Genomic DNA, 21,173 nt, shown 5'->3' with positions numbered 1-21,173 from the left:
CTCTATTTTTTATTTGATTGTTCATAATCATGTGGTGTATAGATATGATTTTTTCTTAACTCAACTATTTGTTCTGGATTATCTATACCAAGTTTTTTCCATGCGATAATTGTGTCATATGAAGCCAGATTATGATCATTTAATTTTTTAGCAACCTCATACCATTCTCTTGCTTGTGCAGGTGTTTTGATAGCAGCTTCTTTAAAAGCTTTAATTTGATTAGGTGTGGTGTATCGCATTTTGAACCACTCTTTGTACTCATCTAAATTTACGCCCAATTGAACAACTTCAAGAATTTTATAGCTCGGTAAAGGAGCCTTAGTCCAGTCTATAAATTCGGCAGCAGTTGTAACACCTGATTCTAACATTCCATAAAAATAATCTTCATCACTAAAACGAGGATTTCTTTCAATAAAAGCAAATATTTTATCTGCTTCTTGTGGTGAAACACCATATTGTTTCATCTTTGTGGCAGTTGGCAGATCAAAACCTAAATCCAGATACTCTTGTGTATTATCTATCTTGTTCATTCCTATATTGATCTGTTTTTTAACATTGACATTATTGAGGATGACCTGCATTTCGTTATCAAACAAACCTGATTTTCCACAATACTTTTGTGATAAAAGGATCATTGCTTTTTCAAGCTCATCTTTATCTGTAGTTGTTTGAACTGCACAATCTTTACTATTTACATTCATAAGAGTATCTTTATAAAAACTCTTCATTACTTTTATAGTAGTCTCTAAATCTTGTTTCTCTTGTTTATTGATTTCATTGATCAATACCGTTGTGGGATCTACTTCTTTATCACTACTACAAGCAGTTAAACTTACAAGTCCAGCTACAGCCAATGATAGTATAAGTGTATTTTTCATATGTACTCCTTTTTATGGTTTAATTATTTGCAGCTATTTTTGCTTGAAATGCCGCCTGTATTTTCAAAAATGCACTTTCATTTACGATCAATTCCAGATAAACAGAACCACCGAGTTGATTCATCAAAAACTGTGCTCTGTCATTATTATCAAAAGTGATGCTCATTCCATAATCACTATAAATTTGTTGTAAAGCAGAAATTGCCAAAGGTTTTGAAAATTTGATGTTTTCATAAGTACTATTATTGAAAAATGTATTTCCGATCTGTTCATATGTTTTTGTTCCAAAATCTTGTGTTAAGCCATCAGAATCTGCCCATTCTTGATGGGAGTCAACAAATGTTTGTAAGTAGCCATTGTCTGTACTGGTACTTTTTGTAAGTGTTGTTTTTATGTATTCATAAAGATTATTACCGCCACCTATACCATAGTAAACATTCAAATTCATTGGTTGACTATCTGTAGACATATAAAGACCAAGCATCTCATTACTATTGCTAAATTCTTCTAAATACACATTGTCACTTCTAAGATTTGGCATTAATGGTTTATATGTAGTTGTAAACTCTTCATATGATAATTCATTTGGATTTACAGTTGTATTGTTATCTACACTGCCTGATGTATTTGTATCGGTAGTATTATTGTCAGGCAATATTACAGAATCTGGAAATGTAACTACAGTTACACAACTACCGTTGCCACTACCACTTACACCCTCAGGTATTGTCTGTTCTATACAGTACCCAGCTGCATTGTACTGTGAACATTGTTTAGCAGTTGCTTCAAAATATTCGACATTCAAACTTCCTCCTGCATTCACAAATGCTTCATAATCTGCAAAACCGTCATAAGTTGCTTCTACATCTCTATGACAAGAGGTATCTGCTGCATTATTTACAATAGCTACAAGTGAATATCCAGTTACTGCACCCGCTCCATTTTCAATGTTTTGTAAAGTAAGATTTAAGTGAGCTGTAGCATTTGTTTCATCTACTAATGTTTTACCAATATGTGATGTCATAACAGAATCAAAATCTACCTGTGAAAAATCAATAGTTATATTACCATTAAGTCCTTGTACCTCTTGACTCTCAGAATCAATTGTAATTCCATTCTCAGGATTACCATCACTGTCAAGTGTTTGTAAAAGTTGTGCTAAATTAGCCTGTGCTTGTGTGTTGTTTGGAAATAATGTCTGCGGTGTAATAACATCTCCAGCACTTGCAGAACCTATTACAAAGCCATTGATACTAAACTCAACACTATCGCCTACATTACAAGTAAAGTGACCTGAAACATCAGTTATACCAGAATTCCCTGATGAACATTTGAAAGTTAAACCTGATACAGCAGAGTCTATAAACTGCCCTGTTGTAGTTGTTGCCGTTGCTTCCCCATCTGAAGATGAACTTCCACATCCAGTAAATGATAATGCTGACAACAACATAGCTGTTGAAATTATGTGTTTTTTCATAACTACCTCTGTTAATAAAAATTTTGAAGAAGTATAAAAAAACAACGTTCTAAAAACGTTCTAAAATAACAAATTTATTCTATATCTAATTTACAGCCTACATCTTTTATGGTTTTAATTGTATCTCCTCCAACTTTTTCACGAAGTCGGTGTATGAGTGTTCTACGTGTTGTAGGAGAGACTTGTTTGTCCGGCCATAACTCATATTCAATAGTTTCAAAACTTACAATTTGTTTTCGCTCTTCAAGGAGTAAATCAAGTAACTGTTTCTCTTTTTTAGTAAGTGAAATCGCTGTATCATTCTTTTTAAGTTCAGAATGCTCAAAATAATAGACACACTCTTGATTTATTTTTATAGATGAGTTTGAATTAGCTACTTCATTTTCAATGCTCATATTATTGAGTAGATTTATAAGTGTATTTACTGTCTCATTTGAACCATACATATCCATTGCATTGTCAAATTTAGAATTATATGTGATAGTATCATCCTCTTCAGAAAGAGCCAAAACAGTCATAGTATGATTTAGAAATTCAACACTTTCATCATCAGTGAAGAACTCTCCATAACCGTAAAATCCACTTATTGGAGCAAGTTTAGTTAGTGGTGCAATATCATGAGTAATATTTGCCTCTAAAAACCTTCTTCTTGCCATACACGAATATATAAATATAGTCTCAATAGGTTTGAACTTCAATTTATCGTAAAATTCTTGCCCACTTTGTATGATTGCCTGAACATCCCCTACACTAAATTGTAAGGTGTCACCTTCTAAAATATTTCCACCAAAAAGTATGGATCCATCTTCAAAATAACGAAAAGCCGCTCTGGCAATTGGCATACCTCCTCGATTAATTAAAAATGGAAACTCAATACCTACAGATGGAACATCCACATTCTCTTTCCCATATTTTTGATATTTACTATTTCCTAAATATTTATCATAAATTTGTTTTGCAGGTTGATAATCTATCTCATATATCGTTGCATCATTGCCTTTTGTAATATTCATTTTAGGACCTATCGCTCTCCACGACAAGTTATAATCATTATGGATTATTAATGAGTCTGATTCTATTGTAGCAACTACAACAGCCATAGAATCACATGAAGCACTATCACATACATAAGTTTTTTCTAATGCAGCGTTATCTCCGGCAGCACCACCTGAAAGAATGACATTTGGAAATTGATTATGTATATATTTTAGAATTTTTTCTGCATTGCAAAAAATGCCTTCTGCAAACATAATTGCTACTTTTGTTTTATCAGTGAAAAGCTGTTCACATATTTGTTTTGCACATTCCTCTTCGTGTTCAGGAATAAATTTAAAAAGTTTGTGTTTTAAGAAGGATTTTTCAAATAAAGTGAAAGAGATGACTGTTTGTTCAAAATCATGTGTAGCACTATGAATGGCACCATCTGTAGAAGTTCCTATGATATGTGCCTGAGGTAATAAAGAATGAAGTTTTTCTCTAATAGAAGATATATATTTTTCATCTGCATTTTTAAAAAATGCTTGAATTAGAAGCTTGTCAGAATCAATAATATTTTTGCTGATATATTGGGCTAAATTTTCTAAATCTATAAATATATGAACATTATTTTGTATCACAGTTCTACCTTCATGTAATAAATTGAAAAATATTATATATAATTTTTATTGTTAACTTATTGAATCAACAGCACGTTTTCTTCATTTCATTATGACACCATGTACAATGCAGTCATCAAAAAAACTCCATAGTCCATTCTAAATGCTGACGCATATCTTTTTCTTTTACCCCAAAAGCAACCTTAATGGCGTCATCTGCCAAATTATAGAGTTGATCTTTATCAACATTGCATTTAGCAATCAACTCTTTTATATCTGCTTCATCATTCTCTTCAAAACGAGCAATTTTACTAATTATGAGATCCAACGGGTGCAAGAGATAAATTTCAAACTTGTTATCTATGGTTTTGTAGTGATTTAATCTTTTGTCAAAATCTTCGTGCTTTAACCCAAAGCCTTCATGGTAAGTGTAGTCATATGCTAACTTTCTCTCTTCCCCATTGTCATTCCAAGTGATATAGAGATCTTGTGGAAAATCCTCTATTTTATTGTATATGTGCATGTCGATATCATCTGAAACACGAGCCTGTGTATAAAGATATACTGCCACACCACCTGCTATATATGCTTTTACTGGATATTCTTTATGCCCCTCAGGTATTTTATCTGCAATTCTTGAAAGAATTTCTAACAGTGCTTCTTCATATTTACCCATTAAAATGCACCTGTAGTTTTATATTGGTTATATCTCATCTCATTGATACCATTTTTCAAATGATAGTATTTCACAGTTCTGTCATCACTTTGAGGTCTGTTTGCGTGGTAAAAAGCCACCCTATTCTCAGGCTTGTCTGATAATCTTATTTTTTTTCCTGTTAAAAATGTATATAAATAGGCACTTCTCATTCTTGCAGTTGTAGATAGGCTTTTATCTTTTGCCAAATGTAGCCACACTTCAGTATCATTTTTCAATAATAATGGATATAGGTATCTCTCAAAGTCACGAAGTGATTTGAAATACTTTTCGTTCTCTAAAACTTTTAAATACCCGGTTCTATTAAGCAATCTCTCAACATCCTCAGAACTTAAACTTTCAAGTAGTCTATATACATTGTTACGATTGTTATGCTTCCATTCTCTTAATGTTCTCTCTGGAACACCAAGAAGCTCACACATCTCTTGCTGCTTCATAACTTGCTCCTTTTTATTTACAATTATAGGCAATTATTGCCTATTTTGTCAAATACCTATTATGCATTGCTATTTTCGTGAAGCCAATCAAAAAATTCATCGTCTGCTTCTTCAGTATCCTCTTGCATTGCTTCCAAGTAGTCCTCATACGATGCAAACTCTTTTCTGTAATTAAAATAATTTTTTAACTCTTGAATTGTCTCAAAATCATCGAGACTCTTTCCGTCTTCAAACTCTTCCTTTAACTTAAACTCCCAGTAGGTAACTTTTTTCTCAAAATCTACGACATCTTGTTCATTGCTAAAATGATCATTTTTCAAAAAGTCAAGATACTCTTGAACACTCATAGATTCCTGTGACATCTCTTTATCAGCACGAATGTGTTCATAAAAATATGTATGAGTGCTCTCAATTTCATCAGAAAGATTCAAGTCTGACAGATTGATATAATCTTGAGTCTGCTTAATGTTGGAGTGATTCAATAACCTCATTATCTTATAGATTGAGACATTATCAAGTGCCAAGTTTGTGGCAACACTACGTCTAATAGTATGGAAATTAACTACTCTATCTCTTATATCATTATCTTGTTTGTCAAGACCTTCATTGAATAGGTCATCCATAATCTCATATATTTTTTTAGGTATAGCCCGGAATGGCTGTTTTGTTTTGGTTCTTGAATTGAAATTTTTGATCACATATTCATCTTCGTCAAACTCTTTAAGAAAGTTGCTAAAATAAGTTACTGCATCAGCTGGTATAAACACTTTATAGCGTTTCTCTGTTTTATAGTTATAAAGGTGCAAAACATTATTTTTAAAATCAAAGTCTTTTTTCTGAACATTGAGTACTGTCATTTTTCTACCTGCAGTTAAAACAGCTAAATACACTGCATTGTAAACATTAGGGTTGCTTGTGTACTCTTTACATTTAACCAGCAACTCTAATATCTCTGGCTTGGATAGATAACGTTCTCTATTTTTCTGAACATTCTTAAAGTTAATATCCAAGTTCGCAAAAGGGTTTTTACAGTCTAAGCGCAATTTTTTAATATTGTAATTTACAATGGCTCTCACTAAGCCTACCAAGTTATAGGTAGATTTTTGTGACATAGAATGCAGTTGAGTGTTCACAACCTTTTCGATCATATCCTCAGTTATCTCTCGAACATCCAAATCTATGAATTTTTTTCTTTTACCCTTATCGACATAAATAGTAGAGAGAGCCTTATCAAACCTGTTGCCCTCTTTTTTTACATTATAGATCTTTTCTTTGTAGTTAGTATTTTCTTGAAGCTCTTGATCAGATAGTTTGCTATAACGCTTTTTGAGTTCAAAATGTTTATCGTCAGTTTTTTTGGCAATGTAGTATTTTTTCATATTAAGCAAAATGTACTTTTCATCGTCTTTTTGCTTCTGCTTGATTTCAACTTCTGATTCAAGAACATTCTCGATCATCAAAATTGCTTTTGCGTATGATTTATTGTCAGCCTTCTCAGCTGTAAAGAGTTTTCTTCTTTTTACTTTTTTATCTATTTTATCTCTGAAAGAATAGTAGTAAGTGTATGTTTCATCCTGAGATTTTCTAACTTGGATACCATTCCCCAAGCTGTTGTATTTGCCTATTTTCATTACCGTCTCCACGCATGATATACAACATCATATACAACAAATGCTTAAAAAACAGAATTAACACCCTTTAAAAATCCCTAAAATAGGCACTTTATTTTTTTGGATATAGAGTTCGAATCCCTCTACCCCATCCACCATTTTTTAAAATTCACACACTTATTTTTTTATATGTACCTATCCCAATCACACCTAGTAATAACACACACCCTATCACAATAAAAAAGTCTTGTATATAAAAATAACTCACTAATGGATGAAAAACTATAGGAGAGAAAAATTGCCCTAAAAACAAAGCACTGCTCATATAGCCTGATGATTTTACACGTTTGCTATGGTGTGATCGTGAGAGCATCCAAGCCATTACATTTGTCATCATTAGCCCTCCACCAAAGCCCATGATTGGAGATGTAAAGAAAAACAAGTGTATATCGCGAACAAATCCTATAAGTACAAACCCTATACTAATTATTCCAAGCCCAATAAGATAAATCGTTTGAAACTCATACCTCTTTTTAAACTTTGCAAAACTAAGAGCTCCAAAAGCATTTGCTATAAACGCTGTAGAGATAATAGCTCCAGTGAGTGTCCCACTTGCATGAAAATGGTTTATGATTAAAAAAGGAACTTGTGTTGGCAAAGTATAAAAAATCAACATCAAAAAAAAGCCAAGAAAGTAGATAGAGGTTAATTTTAAATTTACCTCTTCTTCCTCATTTATATGCTCAAAATTTGGCTCTATCAAAAACAGTAATACCATTGGTATAAAAATAATCCCTATTAGGTAAATAGCAAAAGGATAACGCCATCCCATATCACTAAGTAATCCACCACCAACTAAAAAGAGCATCCCTCCAAGTGATGAAAAGGCACTTTGTAATCCCATATATTTGTGACGTGCTTCCCCTTGAAAATAATCACCAACAAGTGAAGTAGTAAGTATCATAAGCATTGCTATACTTACACCAAGCAGTAAACGCGAAATAAGTAAGTTTTCAATCGCACCTAAATAAAGCCCAGCAGAACCAAATAATGAAAATAATACAAGTGCTATAACTATGCTATTTTTACGTTTATAGTTTTGTAAAAAATGGCCAAGAAATGGAGACAATATAGCGATAGAAAGTGATGGAAGTGTAATCATCAAACGTGAATAAAGTTCGATATCTTTTACGTCACTAAAGATAGTTTTTAAATGGGGTAAAGAGGTAATGATTGCAACATTTGACATCATCGTTGCAATAGATAAAAGAAGTAATGTTATCTTTGCAAATGATGTTATGTGCAATTTTTTCCCTTAATTATTTATTTTCTGTTGCCATACTTTTTGAGTTGCCATTTTGCCCACATTTGCAGTTTGAACCACATTGACAAGGTTTTGGACATGTACAATTTGGATTGTTACATCCCCCATTTAAAGGACGAAGCTCACTAGAGTTACTTGAACAACCCATCATTATAAGCATACCTAATGTAGCTGTTAGTTTTAAAATTGATTTCATATCGATTCTCCTTATAGTATGAAATTTAAATTAGTATAATCTAATTTGGTTAAAATATCTTTAAAAATATAACTTTAACCTAGGAACACCATGAATGACACAACAGATATAACAGTATTAACAATTAGGATGTTAATTTTTCTAGCGATAGCAGTGGGATTTTTCTTTATACTAAAATCTAAAAAGAAGTAGATAAAGAGAGAAGCCTCTCTTTATTATTTTAATTTTCCATTTCCATAGTGTTGAAATAGATAATTAGTAACTATTGTTGCATCCTCTTTTGTAATAGGTGCTTTAAAGTGAGTAACCATTTTATCCACTTTTTTTGCCCAAAAATCTTTTGATTGTGGACCTTGATTGATAATATAACCAAAAGAATGACACATCAAACAGTTTGCTTGAACTGCATCAAATCCATTTCCCATTTTAATCTCATACGCTATGTATGGAACTTCAACTTCACCTTTAACCTGTGCAAAAAGTGAACCTACTGATAAAATTGCTAATAATAATATTTTTTTCATAATTTGTCCTTTTTACACTACTTCTACTGTTACTACATCGATACCGTTATATTTGTATCCGCCATGGTTCCATAAAACATCTTTAGCAAATGGTTGCTCTTGTCCAAGACGATTGATAGCTTTTGCCATAAAAGAGAGTTTCCCATATTTCGCTGGTTTAAAAGAGTATCTAAACTCTGTATACGCATAACGCCCATTTTCTTGTTTAAGTAATGCTTTTTCCCATGTTTTACCTTCATCAGTAGAGATCATAACATCTCTAATACCAGTACCGTCATCAAAAGCAACACCACGAACTACTACATGAGAGTTGTGATATACCTTCATACCATTTTCAGGATAACCTATAACAGATTTTACATTCATATGTGTGATCGGTTTTGTTGGTTTAAAGTGATTTTCTGGAGTTTCACTTTCAGTTTTATTATCTGGAACGCGGTAAGCAACATCCATAAAGAAAAGTGACTTGTATTCATTTGTAACAGTAATGTTACTTAACATTTTAACCCAGCTATCAGAGTAGTATCCTGGCATAACTAAACGGATTGGATATCCATTTAAATATGGTAAATCTTCACCATTCATCTCATAAGCGATGATAACATGATCATCAAGTTCATGTGTTTCGATCTCACGAACAAAGTTTGGTGTTTCATAATATGCTGCATTGTCTCTACCGTTAAAGCCAATCCAATGTGCCTCTTTTTTTAATCCTGCACGATTGAGTACGTCACGAAGTCTTACACCTTTCCATTTAGCACATCCCATTGCACCACTACCCCATTGAATTCCCCCAGGGATCGGATGAAATGCTGAACGTGAATTTCCCCCACATTGAAGTACTGCTGTAACTTCAACTTGTTCAAATTCAGTTTTTAACTCTTTAAGTGAAAGTTTAAGTTCATTTTCTACCAAACCATTAATATGAATCGTATAATTATCTGGATCATAATGTTGTGGAATGTCTGGTAAATGCCATCTTACAAAGAACTCATCATTTGGTGTAATCCCTTGCGTATACACACTTCTAGGCGATTCTAAAAGTGGTGGTCTATCAGAGTATGTAATTAGTGGTTTTTTTTCAGGAAAAGCCATAGTTGAAACTTTTCTGTTATCTATGGGTTGTGTTGTTTCACCTGCAGATAAAGCCGTGCTGCCAAGAACAGCTGCTGAAGCTACAAGAGAACTTTTCAGGAACTCTCTTCTTTGCATAAATTTTCCTTATTTTTTTGTATAATTATTAGTTTGTCCAGCGGAATTATAGCACTTTTGCATTAAAGAGTTTTGAATTTTTTCGCTTAAATAAATGATTGTGATATTTTTTTGATTTACAAACTATTTTGCAGCATAAAATGTTCTCTCAATAGGTATAGAGACGATACCTTTATCAGAATTAAATCTTATAGGTAATGACTCTTTAGCATTTAGATTTATATTTTTTAAAACTGCGAAGTGAAGATGTGGTCCCGTACTATATCCTGTATTGCCAGAGAATCCTATAAAATCTCCTTGTTTTACAACATCTCCAACTTTTACTTTTACACCTTGATATCTAAGATGTGCATAAAGACTAAAAGTGCCATCAGAGTGTTCTATCATTATATAGTTTGCATCTGATGAGAACTCTTTTGATTCACCACGTTTTTTTGAATCACTTTTTATTTTCACCACTACTCCATCACGAGCTGCATAAAGTTTTGTACCTATATCCATAACAAAATCAATTGCGTAACGACTACGCCCTTTATGGGTATATTTTCCATTATATCCTTGAGAAACCATATGATTTTCTCCTACTGCAAATGGTAATCTATAGATATAACTATCATCATGCTTTGCATTTATAGAACCCATATTCCAAGTGTAGTGGAAGTTATACCCTATACTTCCTGATGATACTTTTGCTTTGAGATATGTTTTAGTAGTATGAGGTTTTAATACAATATACTCATTTGTTTGGTTTAGTTGTTCTAATCCACTGAGTTGCATATCTACTTTCATTGTAATAGTATACGGTTTTTTATTATGGATGATAAAGTTATACTCTATCCCTTTTTCCGCCACCTCTATATAAACATCTTTTTTTGTTTGTTTTTGAATATTTTCTGAAGTATAGCTATTTGAAACCGGAGCACTATAAAAAGCTTCCCTAGTCTCTTCTATCAATTCATTTTCGCGTATTTGCTCATCTAATATTTTGTTATAACCATACCCTTTGTTGGCTTTATAAAACTGTTTTGCTTTATTATACAAAGCTCTTTTTTGCCATAAGCCATCGTATTTATAAGCAGTTAATTGTGTAAAAAGTTTATAATCTTTTTTATCTATTGCACTATTAATCTCTTGGTGTAATACATGTAAAAAATAATCGTACTCTTTTTGTAAAGCCCTTAAACTTTTTAGATACTCTATTTTTTGCTGATTTTCTTGTGTATTTTGAAATGTCAAACCTTTTTGCAATGCTTCGTCTGCTTTTGATATAAATGTTTGTGTAGTTGTATTTAATTCGCCTACATGTGGCAATGTTTTTGCATAAGATGCTGCTTCATATAAAGGATCACTCAGCTGTGCATACAACTTTGGATATGATGAAGCAAAAGTAACACCTATAAAAGCTAAAAAGAGAAGTATATAACGCATAATCAAATGTATTTTGGCACCAAATCAAGAATTTTTTGGTACATTTTATCAAAATCTGTTGAATATACTCTAGTATTTCCAATAGAGGTTATAAAATTTGTATCACGCTCCCATCTAGGAACTAAATGTAGATGGATATGTTCTGCAATCCCTGCTCCCCCAGCTTTGCCTAAATTCATCCCAAGATTTACACCATGTGCACCTAATCCCTCTTTTAAAAGACATACCCCTTTTTGAGCTAAACTGGAGATATGCAGCCAAACTTTTGGATCGAGTTCTTCTAATTTATCTATGTGAGTATGAGGAATAATCATAAAATGACCAGGGGTATACGGATAGCGATTCATAACTATAAAGCAGTGCTCATCACGGTAAAGTACATGAAGTTTTCCATCATCAAAAGCATTTTTGCTTATATGACAAAATACACACCCTTGTATCTTTTCATTTGTCACATACTCATCGCGCCATGGTGCATATAAAATATCTTCCATCCATTTACCTCTTTTCAATTATTGTAACTTATTTTATTTTAAATATTGTAAAATTTACCATGGATTTAACTATGCTACTTATTATTTTAACTGTTGTAAGTGTCTTTTTGTATGATTTTACAAACGGTTTTCATGACTCAGCAGATATGGTTGCAACTGCAATTGCTTCACGAGCTATGGCTGCACCTACTGCCATTACTATAGTTACTGTTTTTACCTTTTTAGGACCATTAATGGTAGGACTTTATGTGGCAGATACTATAGGAACTTTTGTAGATATATCAAGTGTCTCTTTACGTGATGCACAGTCTTTAGTGATCGCCTCACTCTTAGCTGCGATCACATACAACTTAATTACTTGGAAATTTGGGCTACCTTCATCCTCTTCAAACTCTTTGGCAGGTGGTTTAGTTGGTGCTGGTTTGTTTGTTGTAGGGGAGCATGGAATAAACTGGGGTTTTGAAGCTATAAAACACGGTGAACTTGTAGGTCTCTCAAAAGTGATAGTCGGACTTTTTGCCTCCCCTTTTTTAGGTTTTATAGTGGGATTTATAATAATGAAACTGATATTTTTCCTTTTTAGACGTTTGAGCATTAAAGTAAAACCTCTGTTTGTAATCTCTCAATACTTTAGTGTCGCTTGGCTTGGTTTTTCTCACGGTGCGAACGATGCGCAAAAAGGGATGGCTATTATTGGGATGATCCTATTAGCTTCGCACGAAACTTCAGAGTTTAGTGTGCCTCTATGGGTAATTTTGATGTGTACATCTGCTATCACTTTAGGGACTATGTTTGGTGGTTGGAGCATTATTAAAACTTTAGGATTTGAGCTATATCACCTCAAACTGATTCACTCTGTTGCAAATCAACTCGGCTCTGCACTTGTCAACACTCTTGCAACTGCAATCGGCGCACCAACATCAACAACACAAGTAGTTGTAGCGACCTTGATTGGAAATGGTGTAGCGGAAAAGCCCTCTCATGTTAGTTGGTCAAAAGTTTCACATATCATTTTAGGATGGTTTGTAAATGTACCTGTTTCTATGATATTTGGAGCATTGTATTCATTCATCATCATTTATATTTTAGGAGTACTTTCATGAATCTTTCATTTATAAAAAAATATATCATGCCCAAAGAGGTAGATTTTCTCTTGGCACTCAACCAACATGCGATGATTATCACTAAGATAACTGATGATCTACACAAATGTTTTATAGAAGCGAGTCAAGAGAGCTGTGAAGCAATCTTACAAGACTTACACAAGTCTCAAGAGATTCGTGAAAAAAATATGAATGAACTTTTAAGCAGTTTTATCACACCACTTGATCGAGAGTCTATCTATAGGGTTATTACACAGTTAGACTGGATTGCTGTAAGTATCAAACATTTTGTCGTAGAAGCAAAAGCGTATGGTATCCATTCTTTAGATGAAAATTATGAGACATTATTTGAAAATATCCAGTTACAATCTCAACTTTTAACTGCGGGTTTTAAAACAGTGAAAACAGATGCACAAAAAACGGCAGAAAATGCACAAAGAGTACGAAATGCTTATAATGAGCTAGTAGAAGTATATGCAAAATCGATGGCTGGACTTGTAAGTGAAAACAACTTACGAGAGATGTTTATTCACAAAGAGCTATTAGGTCAGTTAAAAGAGATAGGCAAGAGAATGCAGATGTGTGCAAACTCTCTTGAAGATATCGTTATGAAAATGAACTAGATAAATGCAAAAACCAGATCAGGAAATAAAATTACAAGTGCCAATGCAACTAACTGAAGTAGGATAAAAGGAATAACTCCTTTATATATCTGCATTGTTGTAATTGTATCTTTTGCAGCACCTTTTAAAAAGAAAAGACTCAAACCAAATGGCGGTGTTAAAAAAGATGCTTGAAGATTGAGTGCAATAAGCACTGCAAACCAAATAGGATCGATCCCAAAGGCGTGCATAACAGGTACTAAGATCGGCACTATAATAAAACTAATTTCTATAAAGTCTATAAAAAATCCAAGCATAAAAATGCTCAGCATCGCTACACCGATAAATACCCAGACATCCCCTATATCTTCACTAAAAAACTCTAAGATTAGATCAGTCCCACCAAGTTCATTAAATACAAGTGAAAATGCAGTAGCACCGATAAGTATCATAAAAATCATACCGCTTAGTTTCATAGTCTCAAATAGTGCATACTTAATCATAGAGAAACTAAGCGTTCTATTAAGTGCTGCCAAAATAAAACCACCCACTACACCAAAAGCAGCCGATTCAGTCGGTGATGCGATCCCTGCAAAAATACTCCCAAGCACTGTTACCATCAAAAAAAGTGGAGGAAGGATTGCGAACAAAAGCTCTTTAAGTGAACTTTTCTCCTCACTTTGCAATGCTGGAGCATCCTCTTTGTTTATAAAAGCTCGTATCAAAATATAGACAATGTAAAGCCCAACAAGTACAAGTCCTGGTAAAACTGCACCCATAAACAATTCACCCACGCTCACACTCATCACATCACCTAAAACGATTAAGATGATCGAAGGGGGAATGATCTGCCCAAGTGTCCCACTTGCAGCGATTGTTCCACTTGCAAGTGATTTGTTATATCCAGCTTTGAGCATAAGTGGAAGTGCAATTACACTCATCATTACAACACTTGCTGAGACGATCCCTGTTGAAGCTGCTAAAATCGCACCAACTAAAACTACACTCACACCAAGTCCACCACGAACACCTTTAAAAAGTGAGTCCATAGAGACAAGTAACTTCTCTGCCATACCCGATTTTTCAAGAATTAAACCCATCATTATAAAGAGTGGCACTGCCATTAAAGTGGAATTACTCATAATTCCGTAAATTCTAAAAGGCAAGATGTTAAATACTTCAAACCCTACATCTGGTGTAAAAAAAGCAAACATCATTGCTACTGCACCAAAAGCAAATGCTACAGGTATTCCAATAAGTAAAAGCAAAAGAGTTACAAAGAACATTATAAGTGCTATCACAATGCTCTCCATTTCTGCACATGAGAAACTAGCTCTTTAAAAGCTTGTAATACTAAAAGCCCAAATGACAGAGGGATTAACGACTTTACGATCCACCTGTATGGAAGTCCACCTGGATCACTTGAACTCTCATGTTGTGCAAAACTCATTACAACAAAATCAAGAGAGATATAGATGATCAAAAATGCAAATGGAAGGATGAAAAATATATATGCAAAGATATTTACAAGGTGCTGTGTTTTTTCACTAAAATTATCGTAAAAAATATCAACTCTTACATGAGCATTATGTTTTAAAGTATAGGCAATACTCAGAAGTATAACTACATCAAAAAAGTGCCACTGCAACTCTTGAAGTGCAGTTGAGCCTTGCGAAAAAAGGTATCTTAGTGTTGCGTCATAGACCACAAGTACAACAAGTAATGCCATAATAAGTGCAGTTATATAAGAGGTGTACTTTGTAAGTGTGTCTATAAATTTCATTATATAAAGTTTGGTGCATCATTCGCAAAAAGAATGATATCTCCTGCTTTTGTTTGATTTGCCAACAGATCAACAAGTTTTGATTTATCTGATAACATAAACTTCTGTTTTACATCTAAGTTTTTATCAAACAGATCAGCATTAAGCGAACCTGTAACTATCACAGTATCAAACACTTTATTGATAGCTTCTATTAGCTGTAAATTGAGTTCGTCACTACTCTCAACAAGTCCAGGTGTAACGATCACTTTATTTCCAGAGTGGAGTGAGCATAAACGTACACCCTCTAACATCCCATCAATATTTCCATTGTAACCATCATCAATAATAATTTTTCCACCAGCTTCAATCTTTTGCAGTCTATGTTCAACTGGCTCTAGGGAAGCTACTGCTTTTATAATCTCTTCATTACTCATACCAAACTGTTTTGCGATTTTAACTGCTACTGCGATATTCATAGTCTGAAACTCGCCTAAAATATCTGTATGGAGTTTCAACATCTCGCCATCTAAGTTGATTTCAAAATCGATCCCACTAAGATTTGCTACAACATTTTCAAGTCCATCTCCAAAAAAAGTCACTTTTTCATGTGGCTCATCGGTTACTGAGGTATGAATATAAGCATTTTCAACTCTTGGAGATTGCATGATCTCTAGTTTTGTTGCGATGATGTTTTGCAGAGATTTGAAGTACTCTATATGCGCTTCTCCAACACGCCCAACGACAACTGTTTGTGGCTCTAAGAATTTTGTAATTGTATAGATATCACCACTTTCCCGTGCCCCTGCTTCTGTTACATATATCTGTGTATCTTCTGTAAGGTTATTATTTACATCCGCTACAAGTCCACCGATTGTATTTACACTTCTTGGCGTTGCATATACTTTAAACTTTGAAGCTAAAATCTGTGCTACGAAGTTTTTGATACTTGTTTTTCCATAACTTCCAGTAATCGTTATAATTTGTAAATTTTGCATAGATTTCAACTTGTCTTTTGCCTGTTTTGTATAAACTGCAAAAAGATACTTCTCTATAAGTGTACTTCCTACATAAGCAACCGCTAAAGGCATAAACACACCATAGATCGCACATCCATCTTTTAAAGTACACAAGATATTTTGAAACAACACAAGTGAGATTAAAAGGATTAAAAAGCGTTTTACACGCCATGTAAGCACCAGCTTTTTATCCAGTTTTTTATGCCACAAATAGATAGCAGGAAGTACAGCAAAAATAAAAAAGATTGTAAAAAACTTCCCAGTCGTATAGTAAGCAAAAAACGGGATGATAAAATAGATTAGGTGCCAATGTGCTTTGTGGTGCTTTAAGATCACACGTGAGAGTTTATAGTCATACCATTGCAAGTTAGTGATAAGATACCAACCTAGCACTAAAACTAGGAGTACATTGACAACAAATGCTACTAAAGTTTCATAGTTCTCCATACTAATGCCCTAAAGTTTCTAAAAATGTTTTTTCTATTCTTTGAGATACATCATTTCCATATTTCATAAAAAAGTAATGGTCTCCATCATAAGGAACAAATTCTGAGTCTTTGATAAGTGAGACTATTTTTTCACCCGAACTTAATGGTGTTGCTGTATCTTCTTTACCCCAGCATACAAGTGCTTTGCCTTCATACTTAGAAAACTCATCACTATAGTCTTCATCAACCACATTTTTAAATGTTTGGTACATATGCTCTGAAAGTTTTTTTGCATCCTCTGCAACAAAAAGCTCACGAAGTTTTGTAAAACCCAAGTTTTTCAATGCTTTAAAAAGTAAAATTTTTGCCTGAATTTTTAATGATTTAGTCACATAAATACCTGCACTCGATAAAAGAACCAATACTTTAGGTTCAAGTAAAAGTGCTACTTTTCCACCAAAAGAGTGCCCTACAATGATATCTTTAGACGCATTCATATGGATCATTAAAAGCTCTACAATTCTAGCCACATCAGCAGTTGTAAGCGCCATAGAACAAGTTGATTTTCCAAACCCTGGTAGATCAATATAGATATGTCTAAAACCACTCATCTCTTTTGAAAAGCTTTGTTTCATCAACTCTTTATTACTCCCCCAGCCATGTAAAACAATAATATCTACCTTGGCTTCTGGATTTACTATCTCATAACTAATATCAAAAGTATGTTGCTTATGTTGGATCGACTTGATCGCCATTACTTCCCTTTTGCTTTTGAGATAGAGTGGATATACTCATAACTTGAAGCTATACGTTTCTTTTGCGGTAATGAAGATGACAACTCCTCTAAAGCTGTAGCAAAATCTTCAAATAGATAATTTGCCATACTTCCAGGGATTGGATTGATCTCATTTAAAAGTACCTCATCATCATGGACAAAAAAGTCACATCTTATGAGTGCACCATCAAAAAGTCCATCATACACTTTTTTAAAGTTTGTTTGGAGTTTAAGGACTAGTTCTTCAGGTATTTCTGCTTTTAAAACTTGTTCTGAGCGTGAGAAATCCATATATTTTTTCTCAAAATCTAAAAACTCCTCTTTTTGAGGCTCTTCAACGATGGAAAACTTGATCTCACCATTTGATTTATAACCAGCTAAATTATACTCTTTGACACCTTCTAAAAATGGCTCAACTATAACTGTTTCATCAAACTCAAAAGCAGTATCAAGAGCATAATCCATTTGTGATTCTTCTTTTACGATTGTAACACCTATAGAGCTTCCAAGACGAGCAGGTTTGACAATCACTGGGTAAGAGAGAGTTATATCTTTATGTTCCGATTTTGTTAATATTTCATAGCGTACACTTTTCACATCTATCGCATCACACAAGTACTTTGTATACACTTTATCATACGAAAAAACAGATGCATCTGTACGTGGTCCTATATATTTGATTGCATAAAAGTCTAATAATGAAGATATAGTACCATCCTCACCATCACCCCCATGGATAAGATTGAGTACTACATCGCTATACTCTTTTTTTGAAAACATAGATTTTTGGACAAATGAACCTTGAGAGAGCTCAAGTGTAGGCATCTTTTTATACTCACCTTTTGAAAAAGTGATCGCTTTCATTTTTGATGCTTCTATGAGATAAAAAGTATGATCGCTGTCACAGAAAATAAAAGTTAAGTCAAAATTTGTAAGTTTCTCTTTTAACGTAATTGCACTTACTATGCTAATTTCATGCTCGAAACTAGCACCACCAAATAATATAGTTAATTTCAATATTTATATCCTTTTTAAATTGTTTGTAATAATTTTAAAGCACCTTTTACAAGTGCTGATGTATCTTCTTCATCTAATGAACTAAGAGCTTTAGAAATTTTATCTTTCTTAAACCCTAAAGCTTCTAACGCTTCACTTGCTTGTGCATACGCTTGTGTATTTGCACTTGTTGAATCATCAGATTGTGCTAAAAGTTCAGTATCAAAACCGTTAAGTTCAACGAGTATCCGCCCTGCACTTTTTGGTCCAATCCCTGGCACTTTTTTTACACCATTAATATCGTTGTTGTTTATCACCACTGCAAATTGTGCTGGAGTGTATGTCGAGCATATAGCCATTGCCACTTTTGGTCCAACACCATTGATCTTTATAAGACGTTCAAACATCTTTTTCTCTGCCATATCTAAAAAACCAAACAGCAACTGTGCATCTTCGCGAAAAATTTGCATTGTAAAGATTGAAACTTTCTCTTTTGGTAATGCAGAAAACGTTTGTAGTGATATAAACACCTCATACACTACACCATTTACATCTATATGTAAAAAACTAGGTTCTTTGTGAACAACTTCACCTTTTAATCCAACTATCATCTAAAAACTTTTTCCCTTTTATTCTATCAGTGCACTAATGCTAAACTCACCATCTTCTGATTCTTTGATACCAAAGATTTTTGCTTCTGAATTTTCAGCTGGTTTATACACTAATTCCATCGGAGGATCGATAAGCTTAAATTTTATCTCGTTATACCCTATCCATTCCCCGCGATTAATAACTCTTGCTTCAAAGATATTATCTTGAAATGTAGAAGATTTTGCACTTAAAAGATTTAAACGATCTTGTTTTTCCAAAAGTGTATCTTCAGTTTTTTTCAGATGATTTTGTATCGTTTGAAATTGCTTATATTTTTTTACAAACGCTTCTGGCATCTTTACACCATTTTTTTTGTAATGTATAAGCCGTTTTTTGATATCTAAAAATGCACCCATCCCATCTTTTACCATTTTAGAGTATTGTTCAGCTTCTTTTTTAAGATCACGTATCTCTATTTCGAGTTGTTTAATGGTCTCTTCATTATCTTGAGCATTTTTTTGTACATCATCACTAAGCATTGGATCAATTATAAAAGTGTTTTCACTTCCATGAAGTTTTTCTATCTCTATAAGATGTGTTGCTGTTGCTTTTACATGTGATGTACAAATCTCTATATTGATATTTTTCGCAAAAAGGCTTCCACCTAAAGCCTGAGTAACTTTAATGTTTTTCCCCTTAGCAGTTCCATGCTCTAATCTTGTGATGTGGATATTTTCTCCCTCAGCTTTCCCTTTGTGAACATTGATATCTAAATCATCAGCTTTAACAAATGCTGATTGATGTGTTTGCCCACCAATGGTAGCTTTTTTTGCAATCACCCTTGCATTTGATCCAACATTACCATCGATGTCAATCTCTGTTACCTCAACTACCATCCCAGTACCGATAGCATCTTTCACAGCATCGCTCTCTTTTACAGAGATATTTACATCAGAATCTACCCCACTTGAAATCGATCCTGTTGTTTTGAAACTTATCTCTGAGAGGTCTACATCTTGTTTTATAATGTACTTATTATCTTCGTAAGCTATATACCCATTCTCTTTAGCTATGTATTTTATCGATTCTGGTGTTTCTTCAACTTTTATAGTGTCTTCAACATTAAAAGTTGGCTCATTTGCTACAATTGGTTCAGTTGGTTGTATAAACTCACCACGACAGTTTCTTCCATACTTCCCATTTTTCGGTTTCACATACTCTATAAGCAGTTCATCTTGTTTCACACTCTGAATAAAGCCTCTTGAAGAGTAATCAACTTTTTGGTTCTCATCAACATCTTTATTGTTCTCATAATGTAAAATCAAAGCATCATTTATAGTCGCTGTTGGCTCAAACCCCTCAGCGATCAGATATGTTTGCGCTTTTTGAAATTCATATACAGAATTAATCCGAGCAGAAGCCGAAAGTTTTGAGATAAAATCATCAACCATCTCATCAAAAATACCAATAAGTATCCCCGCACGAATTTTCTTTTTGTTTATAAGCAGCTTTAAATTGTGCTCTAACTTTTCATCATAAGTTAGTTTAGAACCAGCCGCTACACTGAGGTAAACTTTACACTTTGTTGCATTTGCCCCTACAGCACTTTTAAACTCTTTTTCTAAATAATCACCATCTTTTAATTTTGAAAAAATTTCGATTTCGTAAGTTTGTTTAATTTGGTACTCAGGATTGAGTAAAGTAGTATCATCAAGTTCGTAAAGTTTATCTGCTTGAACTTCTTCCCATTCACTCTCTTTAGAATCTTTTACTAAACGTGTGTATGTTTGTACTCCAAGAAGATTAAAATCTAACTGTTCTGGATCAGTGTCATACGATTTGGCAATATTAAATATCTCTTTGGCAACATTTTGTGTTCTTACAACAGTAGGACGAACTTTTTTTAAAGCATGTTCTTTCTTTTTAGAACCAAATAGTGCCATTGACCAACCATATTTTAAATTTTAAGTTCTCCATTTTAACCAAAGTTTTGTTAAAATTTTGTAA

21 protein-coding genes are annotated in these 21,173 nt (G+C 33.5%); 2 read left to right on the top strand and 19 right to left on the bottom strand.

Annotated features, from left to right (window positions below):
* Positions 1–2: 2 nt before the first annotated feature.
* From ACQY56_RS02090 to ACQY56_RS02035, 12 genes are all read right to left on the bottom strand, one after another.
* The gene (locus tag ACQY56_RS02090; protein WP_428737665.1) at positions 3–878 is read right to left on the bottom strand and encodes a hypothetical protein; all 876 of its coding nucleotides are present in this window, start codon (positions 876–878) and stop codon (positions 3–5) included.
* Positions 879–897: 19 nt separating this feature from the next.
* Complete coding sequence (locus ACQY56_RS02085) at positions 898–2,355, bottom strand: hypothetical protein (RefSeq protein ID WP_428737666.1); 1,458 nt, start codon at positions 2,353–2,355, stop codon at positions 898–900.
* A 74-nt stretch (positions 2,356–2,429) separates the two neighbouring features.
* The gene (locus ACQY56_RS02080; protein ID WP_428737667.1) at positions 2,430–3,971 is read right to left on the bottom strand and encodes an FIST N-terminal domain-containing protein; all 1,542 of its coding nucleotides are present in this window, start codon (positions 3,969–3,971) and stop codon (positions 2,430–2,432) included.
* A 115-nt stretch (positions 3,972–4,086) separates the two neighbouring features.
* Positions 4,087–4,626, bottom strand: coding sequence for a DUF6036 family nucleotidyltransferase (locus ACQY56_RS02075; RefSeq protein ID WP_428737668.1), 540 nt, complete (start codon positions 4,624–4,626; stop codon positions 4,087–4,089).
* Complete coding sequence (locus ACQY56_RS02070) at positions 4,626–5,102, bottom strand: hypothetical protein (RefSeq protein WP_428737669.1); 477 nt, start codon at positions 5,100–5,102, stop codon at positions 4,626–4,628. The genes ACQY56_RS02075 and ACQY56_RS02070 overlap by 1 nt, the downstream gene beginning before the upstream one ends.
* Positions 5,103–5,161: 59 nt before the next feature.
* The gene (locus tag ACQY56_RS02065; protein ID WP_428737670.1) at positions 5,162–6,733 is read right to left on the bottom strand and encodes a tyrosine-type recombinase/integrase; all 1,572 of its coding nucleotides are present in this window, start codon (positions 6,731–6,733) and stop codon (positions 5,162–5,164) included.
* A 148-nt stretch (positions 6,734–6,881) separates the two neighbouring features.
* A complete protein-coding gene (locus tag ACQY56_RS02060; protein ID WP_428737671.1) occupies positions 6,882–8,018 on the bottom strand; it encodes an MFS transporter in 1,137 nt (378 codons plus the stop codon).
* A gap of 13 nt (positions 8,019–8,031) precedes the next feature.
* Positions 8,032–8,232 (bottom strand): hypothetical protein, encoded by a 201-nt coding sequence (locus tag ACQY56_RS02055; RefSeq protein WP_428737672.1) that lies wholly within the window; start codon positions 8,230–8,232, stop codon positions 8,032–8,034.
* Positions 8,233–8,447: 215 nt separating this feature from the next.
* Positions 8,448–8,756: a sulfite:cytochrome C oxidoreductase subunit B gene (locus ACQY56_RS02050; RefSeq protein ID WP_428737673.1), complete on the bottom strand. Its 309-nt coding sequence runs from the start codon at positions 8,754–8,756 to the stop codon at positions 8,448–8,450.
* A 12-nt stretch (positions 8,757–8,768) separates the two neighbouring features.
* A complete protein-coding gene (locus ACQY56_RS02045; protein ID WP_428737674.1) occupies positions 8,769–9,968 on the bottom strand; it encodes a molybdopterin-dependent oxidoreductase in 1,200 nt (399 codons plus the stop codon).
* Positions 9,969–10,091: 123 nt separating this feature from the next.
* Positions 10,092–11,396, bottom strand: coding sequence for a M23 family metallopeptidase (locus tag ACQY56_RS02040; protein WP_428737675.1), 1,305 nt, complete (start codon positions 11,394–11,396; stop codon positions 10,092–10,094).
* Positions 11,397–11,398: 2 nt separating this feature from the next.
* The gene (locus ACQY56_RS02035) at positions 11,399–11,890 is read right to left on the bottom strand and encodes an HIT family protein (protein ID WP_428737676.1); all 492 of its coding nucleotides are present in this window, start codon (positions 11,888–11,890) and stop codon (positions 11,399–11,401) included.
* A gap of 71 nt (positions 11,891–11,961) precedes the next feature.
* On the opposite strand from ACQY56_RS02035, the gene ACQY56_RS02030 reads away from it, so the two are divergent.
* On the top strand, positions 11,962–12,993 hold the full coding sequence (locus ACQY56_RS02030; RefSeq protein ID WP_428737677.1) for an anion permease: 1,032 nt from the start codon (positions 11,962–11,964) through the stop codon (positions 12,991–12,993).
* A complete protein-coding gene (locus ACQY56_RS02025) occupies positions 12,990–13,616 on the top strand; it encodes a DUF47 domain-containing protein (RefSeq protein ID WP_428737678.1) in 627 nt (208 codons plus the stop codon). Before ACQY56_RS02030 ends, ACQY56_RS02025 begins: the two co-directional genes overlap by 4 nt.
* Here the strand turns inward: ACQY56_RS02025 and ACQY56_RS02020 are convergent.
* From ACQY56_RS02020 to ACQY56_RS01990, 7 genes are read right to left on the bottom strand one after another with little or no spacing between them, the layout of a single operon-like run.
* The gene (locus tag ACQY56_RS02020; protein WP_428737679.1) at positions 13,613–14,896 is read right to left on the bottom strand and encodes a TRAP transporter large permease; all 1,284 of its coding nucleotides are present in this window, start codon (positions 14,894–14,896) and stop codon (positions 13,613–13,615) included. The two genes, ACQY56_RS02025 and ACQY56_RS02020, sit on opposite strands and share 4 nt — an antisense overlap.
* A complete protein-coding gene (locus ACQY56_RS02015) occupies positions 14,893–15,378 on the bottom strand; it encodes a TRAP transporter small permease subunit (protein WP_428737680.1) in 486 nt (161 codons plus the stop codon). The genes ACQY56_RS02020 and ACQY56_RS02015 overlap by 4 nt, the downstream gene beginning before the upstream one ends.
* Positions 15,378–16,823 carry a Mur ligase family protein gene (locus tag ACQY56_RS02010; RefSeq protein WP_428737681.1) on the bottom strand — a complete coding sequence of 482 codons (1,446 nt, stop codon included), beginning with the start codon at positions 16,821–16,823 and terminating at the stop codon, positions 15,378–15,380. The genes ACQY56_RS02015 and ACQY56_RS02010 overlap by 1 nt, the downstream gene beginning before the upstream one ends.
* Position 16,824: 1 nt before the next feature.
* Positions 16,825–17,559 (bottom strand): alpha/beta fold hydrolase, encoded by a 735-nt coding sequence (locus tag ACQY56_RS02005; RefSeq protein ID WP_428737682.1) that lies wholly within the window; start codon positions 17,557–17,559, stop codon positions 16,825–16,827.
* The gene (locus ACQY56_RS02000; RefSeq protein ID WP_428737683.1) at positions 17,559–18,596 is read right to left on the bottom strand and encodes a D-alanine--D-alanine ligase; all 1,038 of its coding nucleotides are present in this window, start codon (positions 18,594–18,596) and stop codon (positions 17,559–17,561) included. The genes ACQY56_RS02005 and ACQY56_RS02000 overlap by 1 nt, the downstream gene beginning before the upstream one ends.
* Positions 18,597–18,610: 14 nt before the next feature.
* Entirely contained in the window at positions 18,611–19,186 is a 576-nt protein-coding gene (gene ruvA / locus ACQY56_RS01995; protein ID WP_428737684.1) for a Holliday junction branch migration protein RuvA, read from the bottom strand.
* A gap of 18 nt (positions 19,187–19,204) precedes the next feature.
* Positions 19,205–21,109: a flagellar assembly protein A gene (locus ACQY56_RS01990; protein ID WP_428737685.1), complete on the bottom strand. Its 1,905-nt coding sequence runs from the start codon at positions 21,107–21,109 to the stop codon at positions 19,205–19,207.
* Positions 21,110–21,173 lie beyond the last annotated feature (64 nt).

The sequence above is a fragment of the Sulfurimonas sp. genome (assembly GCF_050296975.1).
In the GTDB taxonomy this organism is placed as follows: Bacteria; Campylobacterota; Campylobacteria; order Campylobacterales; family Sulfurimonadaceae; genus Sulfurimonas.
This window is presented reverse-complemented; position numbering and strand designations above follow the sequence as displayed.